Below are 18,142 nucleotides of genomic sequence, written 5' to 3'. Positions count from 1 at the left end.
TGACCTCCTCGGTGGGTGCGCGGCGCCCGGGGGTCGTTGCCCCGTGGCGCTCACAGCCGCCAGCATGAGCTGGTCTGCGGGATGCCATTGAACCGTGCGTCCAGGTAGACGAGCATCGAGGGAATGCCTTCCAGGGAGGCACCCACATGGGTGGGCGTAGCGAGCGTCTGCATGGAGACGTTCACCCCGGAGGCGCACCATTTCTGGGCGAGCCGTCGGCCCGACTGGTAGGGCACGACGTCGTCCGCCACGGTGTGGGCGATGCGCACCGGGACACGAGGGTGGCGGCCCGCGGCACCGATGGTCTGCTCGTCCAGGTACGCCTTCAGAGCGGGGTCCCCGAGCAGCTGGGAGAAGGAGCGCCCGTCAGCCGTGAGCTTCTCGGACGGCACCAGGGCGTCGGCGAGGACGGTGCCCACCAGGCAGCTGTCCTGGGCCTTGTCATAGCGCCTCTGCCCTTCAGCATTGAGTCTGTCCCGAACCGCCACCCCGGAGTCCTCGGCCGCCCCCATCACGTAGAAGGACAGGCCGGAGAAGAGAGAGGAGTCGATGTGCTGACCCGTGAGTGTGAGGTCCGCGGGCGGCGCACCCACCCAGGCACTCTTGAGCTGCACCTCCGGGGCGTACTCAGGGGCGCTCTCCGCGGCTGCAGCCGTGGCACCGCCGCCCTGCGAGTATCCCACGGCGGCCACGGGCGTCTTAGCGTCCACTCCCTCCATGCCGAGCTGCTGCGCACCGCGCACGGCATCGAGCACGGCGTGAGCCTGGTCCACACGGTTCATGTAGGTGTGGGCGCCGTCAGTGCCCAGACCGATGTAGTCCGGGGCCACCACGTTGTAGCCAGCATTGATCAGGCCGGCCAGGCTGAGGCCTTCGGAGTTCGTGCCCATGGCCATCTGACGGGACGGCGCGCACGAGTCGCCCATACCCTGGGTACCCGAGGACAGCACCACGAGCGGCCGTGGGCCGGGCTTGCGCCACGCAGCCTTGGACTGCAGCACGGTGCCCGTGGTGGCCACGGCCTGGTTCTTGCTGTTGGTGGTCCTGTACATGATGCGCGTGGCGGACGCATTGGGCTTGATGAGCTTGACGGGGTCCAGGTAGAACGTGGACGGCTCCGAACGCACCACGCCCCCGTTGGCGGCAGGCAGCTGCGCCGGGGTGCTGTAGAAGTCCGTGTCCGTGGAGCTGCGGAGCTTCTTCAGCGCATCCTCGCGAGCAAGATCATCGCGGGTCAGCCCCTGCTCCTGGAGCTTCTGGTCCTGCTCGCTACGCGGCAGCTCGGAGAAACCGCCATCCGGTGCGGAGCCTGCTGCGCTCTGCGCATTCGCGGGCTGCAGTCCAGCAAGCAGCAGCCCAACGCCCAGGGCGAGGGCACCCGCAGAACGCCGCAAGGACGATGGTCGAGTGGTCGAGGCAGCCATGAGCATGCGAACCTTTCATCATGTGATTCAATTCACATGACCCTACGGTAACTTCTGCCTCCTGGCTATGGTCGGCCGGCCTTTTTCACGCTCCCGTGCCCTTCGTGACGTCGGACGAGGGCGCAGGACGCTGCTCGAACACGTGGCGGCGGATCCATGCATGCATGGTCACGGCGGCGGCCGCTCCGGCGTTGATGGAGCGGGTGGAGCCGAACTGCTCGATGGCCAGCACCGCGTCCGCCTCCGCGACGAGCTCCTCGGAGACCCCCGGGCCCTCCTGACCGAACACCAGGACGCAGCGTTCGGGCAGCTCGAACGTCTCGAGCAGCTGGGAACCGGGGACGTTGTCGATCGCGAGCACCGCGAGTCCCTCGCCGCGTGCCCAGGCCGTGAACTCCGCGACACTCGCGTGGTGGCGCACGTGCTGGTAGCGGTCCGTGACCATGGCTCCGCGGCGGTTCCAGCGGCGTCGTCCGATGATGTGCACCTCACGAGCCAAGAACGCGTTGGCGGTGCGCACCACGGAGCCGATGTTGAAGTCGTGCTCCCAGTTCTCCACCGCCACGTGGAAGGCGTGGCGCCTGGAGTCCAGGTCCGCGATGATCGCGTCCATGCGCCAGTAGCGGTACTGGTCCGCAACGTTGCGGCGGTCGCCCTCGCGCAGCAGCTCGGGGTCCCAGCGCTCGCCGGCGGGCCACTCGCCCTGCCAGGGGCCCACGCCGACGACGCGGGGCGCAGCGTCGTCGTCCTGCCGAGACCCGGACGCGTCCGGCTCAGTCAAGCCCGAGCTCGTCCTTGGAGTAGGCGTACAGGCACGGGACGCCCGCGGTCTCCTCGATGCGCTCCTTGGCGCCGGTGCGGCGGTCCACGATCACGGCAACGGCCACGACGTTCGCGCCCGCCTTCTGCAGCGCCTCCACGGCGGTCAGGGCGGAACCGCCGGTGGTGGAGGTGTCCTCCACGACCACCACGTCCCGGCCCACCACGCTGGGGCCCTCCACCTGACGCCCCATGCCGTAGGACTTCTGAGCCTTGCGCACCACAAAGGTGTCGACGGCGCGGCCCTGGTCCCCGGCCGTGCGCATGATCGCGTGGCCCACCGGGTCCGCGCCCATGGTGAGCCCACCGGCGGCGTCGAACGCGATCCCGGCCTCGTCCAGCAGACCGAGCATGACCTGACCCACGTACCGGGAAGCCTCGTGGTGCAGGGTCACGCGGCGCAGGTCCACGTAGTAGTCCGCTTCGATGCCGCTGGCCAGCGTGACCTTGCCCCGCACCACGGCGAGGTCCTTGATCAGTTCGCGCAGGCGCTCACGGGCGGTGGCCAGGTCCACGGGAGAGAAGTCGGTGCTCATACGGGCAGTTTACGTGTCGGGGCTAACCCCTCAGCCCAGCCTGCCGCCGGATTCTCGCAGGTAGCACGCCGCGCACAGGGACTCGTAGGTGACGGCCACGCCGTCGATGGCCACCTGGTCCCCCTCGAACACGAAGTCGTCGCCCACCCTCCGCGTGTTGAACAGGGCCTTGCGTCCGCAGCGGCAGATGGTCTTGAGCTCCTCCAGGGTGTGGGCGAGCTCCATGAGCCGCTCGGAGCCGGGGAAGGAACGGGTACGGAAGTCGGTGCGGATGCCGTAGGCCATCACGGGCACGTCCAGCAGCACGGCGATCCGTAGCAGGTCGTCCACCTGCCCGGTCTCCAGGAACTGCGCCTCGTCCACCAGCAGGCACGCCACGGGCTGGGCGTCCACATGCTCGAGCAGGGCCTCCGGGTCATCGCCGGTGGAGTGGCGCTTGAACAGGCCCATGGCGCTCTCGCCGGGCTGGATCAGGAAGTCCACCGTGCGGGTGACACCCAGCCGGGAGAGGATCTGGTCCTCGCCCTTGGTGTCCACGTGGGGTTTGGCGAGCAGCACGCGCTGCCCGCGCTCCTCGTAGTTGTAGGCGGCCTGGAGCAGCGCCGTGGATTTCCCGGAGTTCATCGCGCCGTAGCGGAAGTAGAGCTTGGCCACGGTCGGTCAGTCTATCGCCGCCCGCAGCCACGCCTTCGACGGGCGCGGCCAGCGCTGCACGCGGCCGTCCTCGGAGGTCACCTCGACCGCGTACTCGATCTCACCCGAGGCCGGGCCTGCGGCAAGTGGGCCGTGTACTCGCCGTTCAGTGCGGTCTCCCGCATGGGCGTGCGGGAGCTTCTCGAACGGCAGCCCCAGCGCCCGGCTGAGCGCGGGCTGGGCACGCTGGTCCACGGGCTCGGACTCGAGCGCGGCGAGGGGCTCGCGGCCTGCAGTCTCCAGGGGCGCGCCCGGCTCGTGGGCAGTGAACGGCGTGGCGTAAACGTACCGCGGGCCCACGCACCACAGCTGACCATGCTCGTCCATCACGGGGTGCGGGCCCCAGTCGCGCACCCACACGGCGTCGTCGCCCTGCGGCGCATGGACGAACGTGACCCGGTCCGGGGAGACGCCCTGGGACGCGAACCACGCGGCGGCGTCGATCTCCGAGGCGGCGTCCGTGACGAGGACCCACAGGTGTGCGTCCAGCGCGAGGTCTCGCAACAGGGCACCCGGCAACGCCGCGGGCCAGGTGACGAAGGCCCCGAGCGCGGGCTCCCACTCGGCGACAAGTCGTTTCTTCCCAGGGTCCACCATTCCACGCCCAGGGGGTGCTGCGGCTCACCCTGCGGAGCGGGTCAGGCCGCGCGCCCCTGGTCCCTGGCCTCAGCGCTCCTGCACCCGCCCGGTAGAGGCACGACGACGCCGCCCCACGGCCGCAGGACCAGGAAGACGGCCTGCATCAGGTAGCCGCGGTCCGTGATCTCCTCGGTGGAGGACTGGACGCCATGGCGCACGTGCTGCGGCGGGGGTTGAGGGTGGCCGCCGGCACCCAGGGGCCGGTCCGGAATGACAGACCTTGCTGCGGCATGGAATAAGGTCCCCGCCCGGGGCTGTTGAGACAGACATGACCACAATGAAGGCGCAGACATATCAGCAGTACGGCGACACCTCCGTACTGGAGCTCACCGACCAGCCCATGCCCAAGGTGGGCCCCGGTGAGGTCCTGGTGAAGGTGAAGGCCGCGGGCATCAACCCGGTGGACTGGAAGGTCATGTCCGGCGGGCTGGATCCCATGATGACCGTCCAGTTCCCGGCGACCCCCGGCTGGGACGTCGCGGGCGTCGTCGTGGGCAAGGGCTTCGACACCCCCAGCGTCTCCGAGGGCGATGAGGTGATCGCCTACGCCCGCAAGGACTGGATCCACGGCGGCACGTTTGCCCAGTACGTCTCCGTCCCCGTGCGCGCACTCGCCCCCAAGCCGAAGAGTCTTTCCTGGGAACAGGCCGGAGGGCTGCCGCTCGCGGGACTCACCGCGTACCAGGTGCTTACCCGACTGGGTCTCGCGGAGGGCAAGACCGTGCTGATCCACGCGGCCTCCGGTGGTGTGGGGAGCATGGGCGTGCAGATCGCCAAGGCGTTCGGCGCGCGGGTGATCGGCACCGCATCGACCAAGAACCACGACTACGTGCGTGAGCTCGGCGCGGAGCCCGTGGAGTACGGGGACGGTCTCGTGGAGCGCGTCAAGGAGCTTGCCCCGAACGGTGTGGACATCGTCGTGGACTTCGTGGGCGGCGTGGTGGAGGACTCCGTCGCCGTGCTCGCGGACGGCGGCCAGCACGCCTCCATCGCGGACCCCGAGGTGGAGGAGCACGGCGGGAGCTACATGTGGGTCTCTCCGGACGCAGAGCAGCTCACCGAGCTCGCTCGCCTGGCCGACGACGGCAAGCTCACCGTCCGCGTGGACCGCACCTTCCCGCTCGCGCAGCTGCCGGACGCATTCACCGCCAGCCAGGAGGGCCACGCCGTGGGCAAGATCGTGCTCACGGTCGACTGATCCGCGGAACGCCCCGGGGGCGTCTCGACCTCAGCGGGGCGACTCCCGGGGGGCTTTCGCGCAGGCCGGGGCCACGGAGCTCTGACCACATCACGACGATGCCTCGTCACGGGTGGACCGTGACGAGGCATCGTCATGTGCGGGGCCGTGCGGTGTCGTCGCCCGTGGCTGCGTGGCCGGGACGGGACAGGCGCGCGGCAGCGAGGATCAGCGCGGCGCCATGCGCAGGGCGCCGTCCATGCGGATGGTCTCCCCGTTGAGGTAGTCGTGCTCCACGATCATCCCCGCGAGCTGGGCGTACTCGTCCGGGCGGGCCAGGCGGTGCGGGAAGGGGACGGACTCCGCCAGGGCGCTGCGGAAATCCTCGCTCACCCGACCGAGCATGGGGGTGTCCACGATCCCGGGGGCGATCGTCATCACGCGCACCCCGCGGGAGGAGAGGTCACGCGCCGCGGCGATCGTCATCGAATGCACACCACCCTTGGACGCGGCGTACGCGGCCTGGCCGATCTGTCCCTCGAAGGCAGCCACGGAGGCGGTGTTGATGATGACGCCGCGTTGACCAGCCTCATCCACGGGCTCCTGCGCGGTCATGACCTCCGCGGCGAGCGCGAGGACCGTGAACGTGCCCACCAGGTTGATCCGCACCACGCGCTCGAACAATGCGAGGTCGTGAACGCCGTTCTTGCCCACCACGCGCGCGGAGGTCCCGATGCCCGCGCAATTGACCACGGTGCGCAACGGCGCCACGTCCGCGGCGGTGGCCACGGCGGCCCGCACCTGCTCCTCGTCGGTGACGTCCGCGGACACGTATTGCACGCCGTCGACCGGCGCGGCGGCGTGCACGACCTGCGGCAGATCCAGGCCGATCACGCGCGCCCCACGCGCCACGAGTTCCGCGGCCGTGGCCGCCCCCAGCCCGGAGGCCGCACCCGTGACGACCGCCGTCGAGTCCCTGATGTCCATGTCCGCTCCGTTCCCCGCCTCGTGGGCGGTCCAGCACGCTGTTGATGACGCCGTTCGTCGCCTTCTCCGCCCGATCGTACGGCTCCGGTGCGCGCAGGTCGACGGGCCCCATGAGCCGGCAGGCCCCGGTCAGCGCGCGACCAGCGACGACGCCCCGGTGCGGTGCAGTAAATTTGAGGAACCAGCCACCCCCGGTTCGAGGCGCGAGCACCACCGGCGCGCCGGGCCGGGGATCCGCACACGTCGCAGCGAGGATCCCATGAGCGAGACCACCGCCTCAGAACACTCCGTCACGCAGCGGTTCCGCGCCGCACGGGACCAGCTGCTGCGCCTACGCACCGACCTGGACGCCGCACACCGCGAGTTCGAGTGGCCCCGGTTCGAGTATTTCAACTTCGCCCTGGACTGGTTCGACGTCCTGGGCAACGGCGAGGATGCGGACCGCGAGGCCCTCGTGATCGTGGAGGAGGACGGCACCGAAACCCGCCGCACGTACGCGCAGCTGTCCCGGCGCTCGTCGCAGCTGGCCAGATGGTTGCGCTCGCGGGGCGTGCGCCGCGGTGACCGGGTCATCCTCATGCTCGGCAACCAGGTGGAGTTGTGGGAAACCATGCTTGCGTGCACCAAACTGGGCGCACCCATGATCCCCACGACCGTGATGCTCGGGCCCGCCGATCTGCAGGACCGCGTGGAGCGCGGCCGGGCGGCCTGGGTGGTCACGTCCCACACGAATGCCCTGAAGTTCGAGGACGTCCCCGGAGACTTCACGATCATCGAGGTTCCCGATCAGCCCGATCACCGTCCCCGTTCCGCACCGTCGGTCTTCGCGTCCTCCGCTGGGCACGACGACGCTGCGGGAGCGCCGGAAGCCGGGACTGCGGCGTCGTCGGGCGAGGGTGAAGAACCGAGCCCGCGGAAGATCGGGGAGCACCCCGTGATCGACTACCGGGACTCCTTCGCGGGTCCCGAGGAGTTCGAGGTGACCGAGCCCTCGCCCGCGGATGACCCGCTGCTGTTGTACTTCACCTCCGGGACCACGTCCCTGCCGAAACTCGTGGAGCACACCAACGTCACGTACCCCGTGGGGCATTTGTCCACGATGTACTGGATCGGGCTGGAACCCGGGGACGTGCACCTGAACGTGGCGTCGCCGGGGTGGGGCAAGCACGCGTGGTCCAACTTCTACGCACCGTTCATCGCGGGTGCCACCGTGTTCCTCTACAACTACTCGCGCTTCGACGCCGTGGCACTCATGGACCAGATGGACCGCGAGGGCGTGACGTCCTTCTGCGCACCGCCCACCGTGTGGCGCATGCTCATCCAGTCGGACCTGACCCATCTGAAGAACCCGCCGCGCAAGACGGTGTCCGCGGGTGAACCACTGAATCCGGAGATCATCGCGCGGGTCAAGGCCGCGTGGGGCACCGAGATCCGTGACGGGTACGGTCAGACCGAGTCCTCACTGCAGATCGCCAACACCCCCGGGATGCCCGTGAAACCCGGGGCCATGGGCCGTGCGCTACCCGGGTACGAGACCGTGCTGATCGACACCACGACCGGTGAGGTGAGCGAGACCGAGGGCGAACTGTGCTTGCGTCTGGACCCGCGTCCCGTGAGCCTGACACCCGGCTACCACGGAGACGCCGCGAAGACCGATGAGGCGTTCCGGGGCGGCGTCTACCACACCGGGGACGTGGTCTCGCGGGACGAGAACGGGGTCTTCACCTACGTGGGCCGCGCGGACGACGTGTTCAAAGCCTCCGACTACCGGCTCTCTCCCTTCGAGCTGGAATCCGTGGTGATCGAGCACCCCGCGGTCGTGGAAGTGGCAGTGGTGCCTTCGCCGGATCCCATCCGCCTGGCCGTTCCCAAGGCGTACGTGGTGCTCGCCGCGGGTCACGAGCCCACCGCCGAGACCGCGGAGAGCATCCTGCATCACTGCCGCGTGAACCTCGCGCCGTACAAGCGAATCCGGCGCCTCGAGTTCTTCGACCTGCCCAAGACCATCTCCGGCAAGATCCGCCGGGTGGAACTGCGCACCCGGGAAGCCCATCTGCACCCGGGCGGCCCGGAGGGCGGGACCACCGGGGAGCACACCGAGTTCTCGGACTCTGACTTCCCCTCGCTGCGCGGGAAGTAGGGGTCCGGGCAGTTCACCTCGCGCGGCACCCGACAGACCGCGCGGCAGGATGGCGCCGCAGCGGCGTCGTCGTCCTTACGTGGCGATCCGCCCCATCGCAGCGAACGCCACCATCCCGGACACGTGCAGGGTATCTTCGTCCAGCACACCGCAGGAATAGGCGTTGTTGTCCGCGACGTGGGCGGGCAGTGCGGCGGGCACGATTCCCTGACCACGGGTCACGGGAACTCCTGGATGTGACGACTGTTGATCCACCAGCCAGCCTTCCAAAACGCTGTGCCGGGTGCAACAGAGGGGTCCAGTGCGTCACTCCCACGTCACGGCGTGATGTCGGGGTCGCGCGTTCCCGGGCCTGTGCTCCGAAGCTCCGGCGCGGACGTAAGCTTGCCGGGCGCCGTCGTCCCCGGATGACGGCGCTCTGGAACCTCCTTGCTGCGAAAGGCCCGCCGTGAGCATCACCGTCACTCCCGTGGAGACCACCGACCGCTCACGCGCCCGCGTCCTGGGCTGGGTGGGACTGGGCATCACCCTGGCGATCCTCGTGGGCGGGCTGTTCTGGGCCAAGTGGCTCCCCTACGAGGCCAAGATCCAGACGCTCGCCGAAACCGGGGTGTGGAACGGTGCGGCGATCTTCGGCTCCGCGGGCGAACCGGGGTCCGCGCCGTCGTTGCGGGGTGCGATCGACTTCACCGTGGTCTACCTGAAGGCCGTATGGAAGGCCGCTCTCGTTGCCCTGCTCGTGGCCGCGGCCCTCGAATCCCTGGTCCCCCGGCGCTGGTTGCTGCGGGTGCTCAGCCGCAAGACCTCGTGGGGTCAGGGGATCTCCGGGGCGCTGCTGGCACTGCCCAGCATGATGTGCACGTGCTGCACCGCGCCGGTGGCCATCGGACTGCGCCGCAGCGGTGCGCCCGCGGGGGCCACCATGGCGTACTGGCTCGCAAACCCCTTGCTCAACCCGGCGGTGCTGGTGTTCCTGGCGCTGACCATGTCCTGGCCCTTCGTGACCACGCGCGTGGCCGTGGGCATCCCGGTGGTGTTGATCGCCGCAGTGCTCGTGAGCCGCACGTTCTCGACCGTCACGGTGCAGACCCCCGAGGCCCTCCCCGCCGATCCGCAGCACTGGGGTGAGCTGGTCACCCGGTTCGGGCGAGCACTGGGCCGGTACCTGGTGGTGATCGTCCCGGAGTACGTGATCCTGGTGCTGCTGGTGGGGTTGTTCGCCGGATGGCTCTCGGACTTCACGGGTCTCGCGGACCACGCCGGGCTCTTCTCGCTGCTCATCGTGGGCCTGATCGGGGCGGCCCTGGTAATCCCCACCGGCGGCGAGATCCCGGTGATCGTGGGGCTCACCGCGGCGGGCGCAAGTTACGGGGTGGCCGGGGTCCTGCTCATCACCCTGCCGGCCCTGAGCATCCCCTCGATCATCATGGTCGCCCGGCATTTCGGGACCAAACAGACGCTGCTGGTCACCGGGTGGGTCGTGATCGGCGGGTTGGTGGCCGCAGCGCTGCTCACCGCGCTGGTCTGAGCCGGCGGGTCAGGGCCGGTTGGTCCGGGCAACAAACCAGGTACTCGAGTCGCCCGCATAGCGGTCGGCGCCCCGGCCGCCCGTACATGGGCCGACGGCACGATGACCCCTGGCGCGGCGACGGCACCGGGCCGCGCGGCGTCGTCGTCAACCGGCGATCAGTGCGTAGATCCCGCCCAGGACGACGATCCCGAAACCGAAGCCCGCGAACAACTGGGCCCACGTATGGGCGCGCAGGACGCGGCGGCTCACGCACACCGCCACCGCGACGGGCAGGAACAGCAGACCCCACGGCCCCACCGCGACGGGCAGGATCACCGCAGTGCCGCCCATCATCATCCCGTGCACGGAAATCTTCCAGAACGGGCTCACGAGCGCGACCATTGCGCTCGCCGCGAGCGTGGCCATGAGCAGTCCGGTGACCTCCACGGGTCCGTGGAACGCGAGGTTGACCGCCAGGAACACGGCCACCAGCGCGAAGGTCCCCAGCATCACGGGTCGGCGGTGCTCCTTGACGCTCACGTGGTGGTCGGTGAGCACACCCCGGCGCGCCAGCACCGTGACCGTGGCGAGTGAGACCCCGCAGACCGCCAGCGCCGCCATCACGCCCCACAGCAGTGCCCCGAGGCTCCTGTGCACGGTCCACGGCAGGACCACCAGCAGCGCGGCCAGCACGAGCGGCGCCTGGAAGACCTCGCTGAGGACAAGGGCCCATGCGGGCCCTCGTTCAGCCGGGGCAGGATCCGGGCGCGGCGACGTTGTCCCCTCGTAGTTGGTCACGTGTGGCGGTCAGAAGTCGAGCGTCTCGTAGGTCTTGTGCGCGCGCTCCGCCAGGGCGGGGATCGCCTGGCGTGTTCCCCACTGGTCGAAGTGCTCGGAGCTCACATGGGCCGTGAACGCATCCTCGTCCGTGTACACCTCGAAGATGCGGAACACGGCAGGCTCCTCCGGGCTCTGGTACGCCTGGTAGTAGAGGTTCCCGGGCTCCTGGCGAGCGGCCGGGGAGAGGTGGGAGAGCGCGTCACGCACGGTGTCCTCCTCTCCGGGCTTTGCAGTCCAGGTGGCGCTGCAGACGAAGGCCATGGGTTGTCCTCTCTCGATGTTGACGCCGGACGGTCACCGGCCCGACTCATGCTACCGACCCGAGCTGGCGCGGTTCAGCGGGGAGGCATGCGCTGCCGTGCACCGTGGCCCCGGCAAGATGTCCCCACCACGCGCTGTCCGTCCACACGAGAGCACCGGCCATGGCAGAACCACCCGTCGTTCGCATGTTCAACGAGTACACCTTCAGCTGGCCGTTCTGGGGAGAGAACGGTCTCCCGGACCAGGAGGACTTCCCCCTCCCGCTGAAACTCACCAGGGACGTCCTGGTCTGGACTCGGAACTTCGACCACGAGAGGGGCTGGCCAACGGCAGAGCAGCGGGAGGCCAGCCGCCGTGAGGGCGAACGACTCGCAGGGAGGGTGCAGGATTCGGTGGGCCCAGGGGTCACCATCGACCTGGACAGGTGGGAGGCACATGTCCACAAACCACGCCTGCCTCGGTGGCTGCGGTGCTCACCGGTCTCACGCCGGCGAGCTCGTGTGAGGCGCTCGTGCTGGGCCGCCGCTACGCGGAGCTGCCGAACCCCAGCCGACACGTGGGCGTGATGCTCGACGCCGCTGCGCAGCACCCCGGACGCACCGGCCGCGAGGTGCTGCAGCTCTCCGCCACCATCACGGATGCGGGCAGGGCGCGGGTGGGCGAGATGCTGGACCTCGACGCCGTGTGCCCCTGACCCTGCCGCGCGGCGAGCTGCGCAAGCAGGTGGACACCCGCGCCGGGCGCGGTCTGCTGATCGCCATCGGCGTGCTGACCGCTCTGGCCCTGGGCTTGTTCATGTGGGTCGCACGCAACGACGGCGCACCCTTGTCGGCGGCCCTGGCCGTGACCACGACCCCCAGGGTCTGCTACTGCCCGTGCTCGGGATCATCACGGCATGCAATGAGTGGAGCCAGCGCACCGCGCTCATCCCCTTCACGCAGGAACCCCGCAGGCTGCGCGTGGTCCTCGCCAAACTGCTCTCGGCGGCGGCGCTGGGCACCATCGCGGTGGCTCTCGCCTGGGTCATGGCCCTCGGGGCCTTCCTGATCCTCGCCGCGCTGACCGGCCAGTCCCTGAATCCCGATCCGGACTGGGGACAGCTCGCGGGCGGGTGGCTCACCCAGCTGATCGCCGTGCTCCAGGGCGTGGCGTTCGGTCTCGCCCTGCTGTCCGTCCCGTTGGTGATCGGGATCTGGCGTGTGCTCATGCGCGAGGTGAAGTAGGCGCGCCGCGCTCAGTCGGCGGTCGTGCGCGGTGCCGGATCCCGGTTGCCGGCCCGCTCCAGCCGCACCACATGGTCCGCGAGTTCGGCCACGTCCTGCGGGTCGTGCGTCACGATCATTGCGGTGCGCCCGGCGAGCACCCGCTGGAGCACCTTCCTCATCCGAGGCCGCGCGGTCACGTCCAGGGCGCTCAGGGGCTCGTCCAGCAGGATCACGCGCGGCTCGGCGGCCAGCACCCGCGCGATCGCCACGCGCTGGGCCTGCCCGCCGGACAGCTCGTCCGGCATGCGCTGGGCGAACGCCCGCGCGTCCACCTCGCGCAGCCACGCCATGGCACGACGCCGCGCCATCGCCTTCCCCGCGCCACTCGCCCGGGGGCCGAAGGCCACGTTGTCGAGCACGTTGAGATGGGGGAACAGCAACGGTTCCTGGGCCATCAGGGCCACACCCCTGCGATGCGCCGGGACCCACATGTCCTGGGCCGTCCCACCGGCGCGCAGCACGGATTCGTCCCCCACCCGGATCTCACCGTGGTCGGGGGCCAGCAGGCCCGCGAACACGTCGAACACGGTGGACTTCCCCGCGCCATTGGGCCCGATCAGGGCCGCGGTGGTTCCCGGTTCCACCGTGAACTCGGCGGCCACACGGCGGCGGTCGTGTTCAACACGGACCATCAGTCCGGGCGCCTCCCCCGCTGCGCGGGGCGTGCTCCCCCCTAGGCCCGACGCGCCCCCGGGTGCAACCGCGGATGCGGCTGCGGTCCTGACCACGGCGCCATTCCGCCCGGCCCCGGCGTCCGCCGTCCCAGACCCGGCCGCGGGTCGGTCACCGACCGCATGGGCAGTGCGGCTGTCCTTCGAGGACTGCGTCGAGCCGCCGGACCGGGGCTGTGATCCCTCCGGATCGGGACCCCACTGCGGACCCGGCGCGAACCACCGGGTGAGGTTGGCGCGGAAGCCGGCGCCGCAGCGTCGTCGGGAGGGAGCGCTGACCCCCACGACGAGCAGAGCAACGAGCACGAGCAGCAGGGAGAGGGCCACGGCGGCGTCGGGATCGGTCTCGCGCTGCAGGTAGATCTCGAGCGGGAGCGTGCGGGTCACGCCCTGCAGGCTGCCCGCGAATGTGAGGGTGGCGCCGAACTCGCCGAGGCAGCGCGCGAAGGACAGCGCGGTCCCGGAGAGCACCGCGGGCAGCACCAGGGGCAGCGTGACCCGGAACAGGGTGCGCGTGGGGGATGCACCAAGGCCCGCCGCGACCCGTTCGTAGCGAACGCCCGCGGTGCGCAGCGTGCCCTCCAGGGAGACCACCAGGAACGGCAGGGCTACGAACGTCTGGGCGAGCACGACGGCCGCGGTGGTGAACGCGATGTCCACGCCCGCCGAGGACAGGGGGCCGCCCAGGAAACCCATGCGTCCGAAGGTGTACAGCAGCGCGATACCGCCCACCACGGGTGGCAGCACGAGCGGCAGCAGCACCAGCGAGCGCAGGAGCGTGAGGCCGCGCACGGTGGAACGGGCCAGGACCAGGGCGAGCGGGCACCCCAGCACCAGGCACAGCGCCGTGGACGCGACCGCGGTGCGAAGGCTCAACCACAGCGCGGCGAGCGAGGACTCGCTCGTGAGCAACTCCCCCAGGTGCACCCAATCGATGCGCAGCACCATGCCGAGCAAGGGCAACAGGATGACCAGCGCCCCCGCCACCGCCGGGACCAGGACCCACCGGGGGGTCGTGACGAACCCGCGCGTCACGGTGCGCCGAAGCCCGCGTCCCCCAGGACCTTCCGGCCCTCGTCACCCTGGACGAGGTCCACGAACTGCCGGGCGAGCTCCGGCTCCGCGGAATCCTTGAGGGCGACCACGGGGTAGTTGTTGACCGCCTGATCCGTGCGCGGGATCTCGACGGTCGTGACCCTGTCCTTCGCGGACTTGGCATCCGTGACGTACACGATCCCCGCGTCCGCCTGCCCGGAGGTCACCTTGCCGAGCACGTCCGTGACCGCGTTCTCCTGGCTCACGGGGTGAAGCGCGACACCGTTGGCCTTCTCGATCTCCTGCGTGGCCGCACCGCACGGTACCTCCGGGGCGCACGTGACCAGCTTGACGTCCCGGTCCACCACGTCCCGGAAGGAGGTGATGTCCGCGGGGTTGTCCTTGGGTACCGCGAGGGTGAGCACATTGGTCGCGAACACGCTCGGCTCCCCCGCGGCCAGGCCCGCGTCCGTGAGCTTCTTCATGTTCTTCTGGTCAGCGGAGGCGAAGACGTCCGCGGGGGCGCCCTCGGTCAGCTGTTGCACGAGCCCGGACGAGCCTCCGTAGTTCATGCTGACCTTCACCCCCGGGTGCGCCGCCTCGAACGTGCGCGCGAGCTCGTCGAAGGAATGGGTCAGCGAGGCCGCCGCGGACACCCGCAGGGTCGTCTCCTGATCGGACGACGACGCCGCGTTCCCTCCCCCGTCCGACGCTCCCGCGCACCCGGAGAGCGCCACCGCGCTCACCGCGCAAGCCAGGGCGCGCATGCGTGTCGCCGCGCGCCCCATCACTTGCGCCCCTCGGTCTCGACGATGACCGCGGTGGACTTCACCACGGCCGTGGCCACGGACCCCGGTTCCAGCCCCAGGTCACGCACCGCTTCCGTGCTCATGAGCGAGACGATCCGGTGCGGGCCGCACTGCAGCTCCACCTGGGACATCACGGGATCGGAGGTCACCGCGGTCACGAGTCCCACGAGGCGGTTGCGCGCCGAACTGTTCACCCCGGCGGGATCCTGAGGGCTCACGGCGTTGTCGCGCGCGTATGCCGCGAGTTCGGCGCCGTCCACCACGGCGTACCCCGCGGAATCCTTGTGCCCGGTGAGCGTGCCCTGCTCGATCCACCGCCGGACGGTGTCGTCGCTGACGCCCACGAAGGTCGCGGCCTGGGAGATACGGAGGTGGGTCATGGGAGGAGTTTATCCGCATCCGCGGAACCACGGCCGTGTTTGAACCGCACTTGCGTAGTGTTGACCTGACACGCGACGACGCCGCGCGGCCCGGGCCGCGCGGCGTCGTCGTCCCCTACAGGGCTCATTCGTGGGAGAACCGCGCCTTACGCTTCTCCGCGAACGCGGACATGCCCTCCTTCTGGTCCGCGGTGGAGAACAGCCCGTGGAAGACCCGCCGCTCGTGCTGGACGCCGGCCCACAACCCGGACTCGTACGCGGCATTGACGGTCTCGACCGCGTGCTGGGCCGCGGGCTTGGACATCTCCGCGATCTTTCCGGCGACCTCCAGGGCGGTGTCCATGAGCTCGTCCGCTGCGACCACGCGGGAGACCAAACCGGAACGCTCGGCTTCCTCGGCGCGCATCTGCCGTCCGGTGAGGATCATGTCCATGGCCTTGGCCTTGCCCACGGCGCGGGTGAGGCGCTGGGTGCCGCCCATCCCGGGGATCACACCCAGGGCGATCTCGGGCTGACCGAACACTGCAGTGTCCGCGGCGAGGATCAGATCGCACATCATCGCGAGCTCGCACCCACCGCCGAGCGCGTAACCGGCCACCGCGGCGATCTTGGGGGTGCGCAGCCGGGCGAAAGCGTCCCACCCCGCGAAGAAGTCCTCGTGGTACATATCGGACGCGGACTTGCCGGACATCTCCTTGATGTCAGCACCGGCCGCGAAGGCCTTCTCCGACCCTGCGAGGATCAGCGCGCCGATCCCCGAGTCACGGTCCAGCTCGGTCGCGGCGGCCACCACGTCCCGCATGGTCTGTTCGTTCAGCGCGTTCAGTGCCTTGGGACGGTTCAGGGTGATGACACCCACGCGTCCCTCGCGGCGGATTTCAATGGTCTCGTAGGAGTTCTCGTTCATGTGATCAGCATCTCATAGGTCCCTCGGGGGCGTGTCCGAGCGTGGGGGTCCAGCACCGGGGCCCAGCGCCGGCCTCCGTCCTCCGGGCCACGGGACGGGCTGGCGGTAGGCCCCTGTCCCCGCGGGAACCGGCCACTAGCATGGACGCATGCGTGAATTGCAAGCACAGATCGTTGCCGAGCTCGGCGTCTCTCCGCAGATCGATCCGGAGCGGGAGGCCCAACGCCGCGTCGACTTCCTGAGCGACTACCTCAAGGCCACGCACACCGCGGGATTCGTCCTGGGGATCAGCGGCGGCTTGGACTCCACCTTGGCCGGGCGCCTGGCTCAGCTCGCGGTCGAGAAACTGCGCGAGGACGAGATCGAGGCGGAGTTCGTGGCCATGCGGCTGCCTCACGGGATCCAGCACGACGAGGCCGACGCCCAGGCGGCGCTCGAATTCATTCAGCCGGACCGGGTCATCACGTACGACGTCGCGCCGGCCGTCCGCGGTTTCGAGTCCGCCTACGGTGCCGCGACCGGTGAGCAGCTCACCGATTTCACCCGCGGTAACACCAAGGCCCGCGTGCGTATGACGGCGCAGTACGCGGTGGGCGGGGACCACAACCTGCTGGTGATCGGCACGGATCACGCGGCGGAATCGGTCACCGGGTTCTTCACCAAGTTCGGCGACGGCGGCGCGGACGTCCTGCCCCTGGGCGGGCTGAACAAACGGCAGAACCGCCAGGTGCTCGCGTACCTGGGGGCCTCCGAGCAACTCGTGGGCAAGGTCCCCACCGCGGACCTCCTGGACGAGAACCCCGGGCGCACGGACGAGGACGAGCTGGGCCTGCGCTACGACGACATCGACGACTTCCTCGAGGGCAAGGACGTCCCCGAGGAGGTGGCCCGCAAGATCGAAAGCACGTTCCTGCGCACCCGCCACAAGCGCACGGTCCCGGTGACCCCGGCGGACGAGTGGTGGCGGGAGGGCTGATCCTCCCCGTCCGCGCGATGTCCAAGGGGACGACCCTGGCCTGACTGCGCTGGACAACCGCATTGGCCATGCCCTCCGACGGCCTGCGCCGTGCGCGACCCCGGTCCGGCCCCCCTGTGCTTAGACTGGGCCCAGTGACACGGGGTGCCGCTGCACGTTCCCACGACCCACCGGGCCGGGGAGCCCTGGATGCAATGGCTGAGATGACACCCGTCGAACCTGTCCAGTTAGTACTGGCGAAGGGATGTCACGGTGGCACCGCACGGGTGGCGCACCGCGTTCTTCGCCGTGAGCCACAGGAGTGAGCATGCGGATCGACACCACCATCGTCCTGATCACCGGGGGAGCCCGGGGTCTGGGTGAACACCTCAGCCGAGCCTTCGCCCGCGAAGGCGCCCGGGTGGTCGTGAACTACCACTCCAGCGAGGAGCGGGCCCGCTCACTGGTGCGCGAACTCGGTGAGGACAAGGTCATTGCCGTTCGGGCGGACGTGACCGATGCCGGGCAGGTGCAGCAGATGGTGGCACTCGCCCAGGACCATTTCGGTGCGCCCATCACGGTGGCCGTGAACAACGCGCTGGTGGACTTCAGCTTCAACGGGGACGCCCGCCCCTCGCTCGAAAACCTCGCCGCCGAGGATCTTTCCCAGCAGTTTACCGGCGCGGTCGTGGGCGGACTCAACGTGATCCAGGCGGTCGTCCCGGGGATGCGCCGGTCCGGACACGGGCGCATCATCAACATCGGCACCAATCTCTTCCAGAACCCCGTGGTCCCCTACCACGACTACACCGCAGCCAAGGCCGCCCTTCTCTCCCTCACCCGCACGGCGGCCAAGGACCTGGGGGCCCTGGGCATCACCGTGAACATGATCTCCGGTGGCCTGCTACGCACCACGGACGCGAGTGCCGCTACCCCGGCCGAAGTCTTCGACGCCATTGCCGCCGGTACGCCCTTGGGTCGGGTCACCACCCCGGAGGAGTTCGCGGACACCGCCCTCTTCTTCGCCTCCGACTGGTCCCGCGGCGTCACCGGGCAGAACCTCGTGGTCGACGGTGGACTGGTGATGGACTGAC

21 protein-coding genes and 1 riboswitch are annotated in these 18,142 nt (G+C 69.8%); of the genes, 7 read left to right on the top strand and 14 right to left on the bottom strand.

Translation table 11 applies throughout. The features are described from left to right. Positions 1-50 precede the first annotated feature (50 nt). The 6 genes from A5728_RS07660 to A5728_RS14110 form a co-directional block, all read right to left on the bottom strand. Positions 51-1,424 (bottom strand): lipase family protein, encoded by a 1,374-nt coding sequence (locus tag A5728_RS07660; RefSeq protein WP_231885563.1) that lies wholly within the window; start codon positions 1,422-1,424, stop codon positions 51-53. An 85-nt stretch (positions 1,425-1,509) separates the two neighbouring features. Next, a complete protein-coding gene (locus tag A5728_RS07655) occupies positions 1,510-2,205 on the bottom strand; it encodes an RNA methyltransferase (protein WP_064846475.1) in 696 nt (231 codons plus the stop codon). Beyond that, entirely contained in the window at positions 2,198-2,779 is a 582-nt protein-coding gene (gene pyrE / locus A5728_RS07650) for an orotate phosphoribosyltransferase (protein WP_064846474.1), read from the bottom strand. The genes A5728_RS07655 and pyrE overlap by 8 nt, the downstream gene beginning before the upstream one ends. Before the next feature lie 30 nt (positions 2,780-2,809). After that, positions 2,810-3,433: a thymidine kinase gene (locus A5728_RS07645; RefSeq protein WP_064846473.1), complete on the bottom strand. Its 624-nt coding sequence runs from the start codon at positions 3,431-3,433 to the stop codon at positions 2,810-2,812. A 6-nt stretch (positions 3,434-3,439) separates the two neighbouring features. After that, on the bottom strand, positions 3,440-4,069 hold the full coding sequence (locus A5728_RS07640; protein ID WP_231885562.1) for an agmatine deiminase family protein: 630 nt from the start codon (positions 4,067-4,069) through the stop codon (positions 3,440-3,442). A gap of 41 nt (positions 4,070-4,110) precedes the next feature. Next, complete coding sequence (locus A5728_RS14110) at positions 4,111-4,269, bottom strand: hypothetical protein (RefSeq protein WP_156523410.1); 159 nt, start codon at positions 4,267-4,269, stop codon at positions 4,111-4,113. 119 nt (positions 4,270-4,388) lie between these two features. Here A5728_RS14110 and A5728_RS07635 point away from each other — a divergent pair, with 119 nt between their 5' ends. Next, positions 4,389-5,309 carry an NADP-dependent oxidoreductase gene (locus A5728_RS07635; protein ID WP_179861228.1) on the top strand — a complete coding sequence of 307 codons (921 nt, stop codon included), beginning with the start codon at positions 4,389-4,391 and terminating at the stop codon, positions 5,307-5,309. Between the two features lie 207 nt (positions 5,310-5,516). On the opposite strand, the gene A5728_RS07630 is transcribed toward A5728_RS07635, so the two are convergent. Next, complete coding sequence (locus tag A5728_RS07630) at positions 5,517-6,275, bottom strand: SDR family NAD(P)-dependent oxidoreductase (protein WP_064846471.1); 759 nt, start codon at positions 6,273-6,275, stop codon at positions 5,517-5,519. Positions 6,276-6,534: 259 nt separating this feature from the next. On the opposite strand from A5728_RS07630, the gene A5728_RS07625 reads away from it, so the two are divergent. Then, complete coding sequence (locus tag A5728_RS07625; protein WP_064846470.1) at positions 6,535-8,415, top strand: AMP-binding protein; 1,881 nt, start codon at positions 6,535-6,537, stop codon at positions 8,413-8,415. Between the two features lie 75 nt (positions 8,416-8,490). Here the strand turns inward: A5728_RS07625 and A5728_RS13580 are convergent, their stop codons facing one another. Continuing rightward, complete coding sequence (locus A5728_RS13580; protein ID WP_197493124.1) at positions 8,491-8,637, bottom strand: hypothetical protein; 147 nt, start codon at positions 8,635-8,637, stop codon at positions 8,491-8,493. A 226-nt stretch (positions 8,638-8,863) separates the two neighbouring features. Here A5728_RS13580 and A5728_RS07620 point away from each other — a divergent pair, with 226 nt between their 5' ends. Next, positions 8,864-9,943, top strand: a complete 1,080-nt coding sequence (locus A5728_RS07620; RefSeq protein WP_231885561.1) for a permease — start codon at positions 8,864-8,866, stop codon at positions 9,941-9,943. A 147-nt stretch (positions 9,944-10,090) separates the two neighbouring features. Here the strand turns inward: A5728_RS07620 and A5728_RS07615 are convergent, their stop codons facing one another. Beyond that, positions 10,091-10,723, bottom strand: coding sequence for a hypothetical protein (locus tag A5728_RS07615; RefSeq protein WP_064846469.1), 633 nt, complete (start codon positions 10,721-10,723; stop codon positions 10,091-10,093). Positions 10,724-10,732: 9 nt separating this feature from the next. Continuing rightward, positions 10,733-11,026 carry a putative quinol monooxygenase gene (locus A5728_RS07610; protein WP_064846468.1) on the bottom strand — a complete coding sequence of 98 codons (294 nt, stop codon included), beginning with the start codon at positions 11,024-11,026 and terminating at the stop codon, positions 10,733-10,735. Positions 11,027-11,486: 460 nt separating this feature from the next. Here A5728_RS07610 and A5728_RS14105 point away from each other — a divergent pair, with 460 nt between their 5' ends. Further along, a complete protein-coding gene (locus tag A5728_RS14105) occupies positions 11,487-11,720 on the top strand; it encodes a hypothetical protein (RefSeq protein WP_064846467.1) in 234 nt (77 codons plus the stop codon). 181 nt (positions 11,721-11,901) lie between these two features. Continuing rightward, positions 11,902-12,249, top strand: a complete 348-nt coding sequence (locus A5728_RS14785) for a hypothetical protein (RefSeq protein ID WP_231885560.1) — start codon at positions 11,902-11,904, stop codon at positions 12,247-12,249. Between the two features lie 11 nt (positions 12,250-12,260). On the opposite strand, the gene A5728_RS07595 is transcribed toward A5728_RS14785, so the two are convergent. The 4 genes from A5728_RS07595 to A5728_RS07580 all read right to left on the bottom strand — a co-directional run bounded on the left by A5728_RS07595 (position 12,261) and on the right by A5728_RS07580 (position 16,093). Continuing rightward, a complete protein-coding gene (locus A5728_RS07595; protein WP_064846466.1) occupies positions 12,261-13,997 on the bottom strand; it encodes an ABC transporter permease in 1,737 nt (578 codons plus the stop codon). Continuing rightward, entirely contained in the window at positions 13,994-14,764 is a 771-nt protein-coding gene (gene modA / locus A5728_RS07590; RefSeq protein WP_231885559.1) for a molybdate ABC transporter substrate-binding protein, read from the bottom strand. The genes A5728_RS07595 and modA overlap by 4 nt, the downstream gene beginning before the upstream one ends. Positions 14,765-14,784: 20 nt before the next feature. Further along, positions 14,785-15,186, bottom strand: a complete 402-nt coding sequence (locus tag A5728_RS07585; protein WP_064846464.1) for a molybdopterin-binding protein — start codon at positions 15,184-15,186, stop codon at positions 14,785-14,787. Positions 15,187-15,310: 124 nt separating this feature from the next. After that, entirely contained in the window at positions 15,311-16,093 is a 783-nt protein-coding gene (locus A5728_RS07580; protein WP_064846463.1) for an enoyl-CoA hydratase, read from the bottom strand. Between the two features lie 148 nt (positions 16,094-16,241). Here A5728_RS07580 and nadE point away from each other — a divergent pair, with 148 nt between their 5' ends. Beyond that, positions 16,242-17,069, top strand: coding sequence for an ammonia-dependent NAD(+) synthetase (gene nadE, locus A5728_RS07575; RefSeq protein WP_064846462.1), 828 nt, complete (start codon positions 16,242-16,244; stop codon positions 17,067-17,069). A 130-nt stretch (positions 17,070-17,199) separates the two neighbouring features. Further along, a riboswitch (TPP riboswitch) is annotated at positions 17,200-17,331 on the top strand. A gap of 45 nt (positions 17,332-17,376) precedes the next feature. Further along, positions 17,377-18,141, top strand: coding sequence for a 3-oxoacyl-ACP reductase (locus A5728_RS07570; protein WP_064846461.1), 765 nt, complete (start codon positions 17,377-17,379; stop codon positions 18,139-18,141). Position 18,142: the final 1 nt, after the last annotated feature.

This window comes from Kocuria sp. ICS0012 (genome assembly GCF_001665945.1).
GTDB lineage: Bacteria > Actinomycetota > Actinomycetes > Actinomycetales > Micrococcaceae > Kocuria > Kocuria marina.
This window is presented reverse-complemented; position numbering and strand designations above follow the sequence as displayed.

What these genes read in the sequence shown, in the direction of transcription:
- A5728_RS07660 (WP_231885563.1), bottom strand. Translation starts at nt 1,424, where the DNA reads ATGGCTGCCTCGACCACTCGACCATCGTCCTTGCGGCGTTCTGCGGGT.
- pyrE (WP_064846474.1), bottom strand. Translation starts at nt 2,779, where the DNA reads ATGAGCACCGACTTCTCTCCCGTGGACCTGGCCACCGCCCGTGAGCGC.
- A5728_RS07640 (WP_231885562.1), bottom strand. Translation starts at nt 4,069, where the DNA reads ATGGTGGACCCTGGGAAGAAACGACTTGTCGCCGAGTGGGAGCCCGCG.
- A5728_RS07635 (WP_179861228.1), top strand. Translation starts at nt 4,389, where the DNA reads ATGAAGGCGCAGACATATCAGCAGTACGGCGACACCTCCGTACTGGAG.
- A5728_RS07630 (WP_064846471.1), bottom strand. Translation starts at nt 6,275, where the DNA reads ATGGACATCAGGGACTCGACGGCGGTCGTCACGGGTGCGGCCTCCGGG.
- A5728_RS07625 (WP_064846470.1), top strand. Translation starts at nt 6,535, where the DNA reads ATGAGCGAGACCACCGCCTCAGAACACTCCGTCACGCAGCGGTTCCGC.
- A5728_RS07610 (WP_064846468.1), bottom strand. Translation starts at nt 11,026, where the DNA reads ATGGCCTTCGTCTGCAGCGCCACCTGGACTGCAAAGCCCGGAGAGGAG.
- modA (WP_231885559.1), bottom strand. Translation starts at nt 14,764, where the DNA reads ATGCGCGCCCTGGCTTGCGCGGTGAGCGCGGTGGCGCTCTCCGGGTGC.
- A5728_RS07585 (WP_064846464.1), bottom strand. Translation starts at nt 15,186, where the DNA reads ATGACCCACCTCCGTATCTCCCAGGCCGCGACCTTCGTGGGCGTCAGC.
- A5728_RS07580 (WP_064846463.1), bottom strand. Translation starts at nt 16,093, where the DNA reads ATGAACGAGAACTCCTACGAGACCATTGAAATCCGCCGCGAGGGACGC.
- nadE (WP_064846462.1), top strand. Translation starts at nt 16,242, where the DNA reads ATGCGTGAATTGCAAGCACAGATCGTTGCCGAGCTCGGCGTCTCTCCG.
- A5728_RS07570 (WP_064846461.1), top strand. Translation starts at nt 17,377, where the DNA reads ATGCGGATCGACACCACCATCGTCCTGATCACCGGGGGAGCCCGGGGT.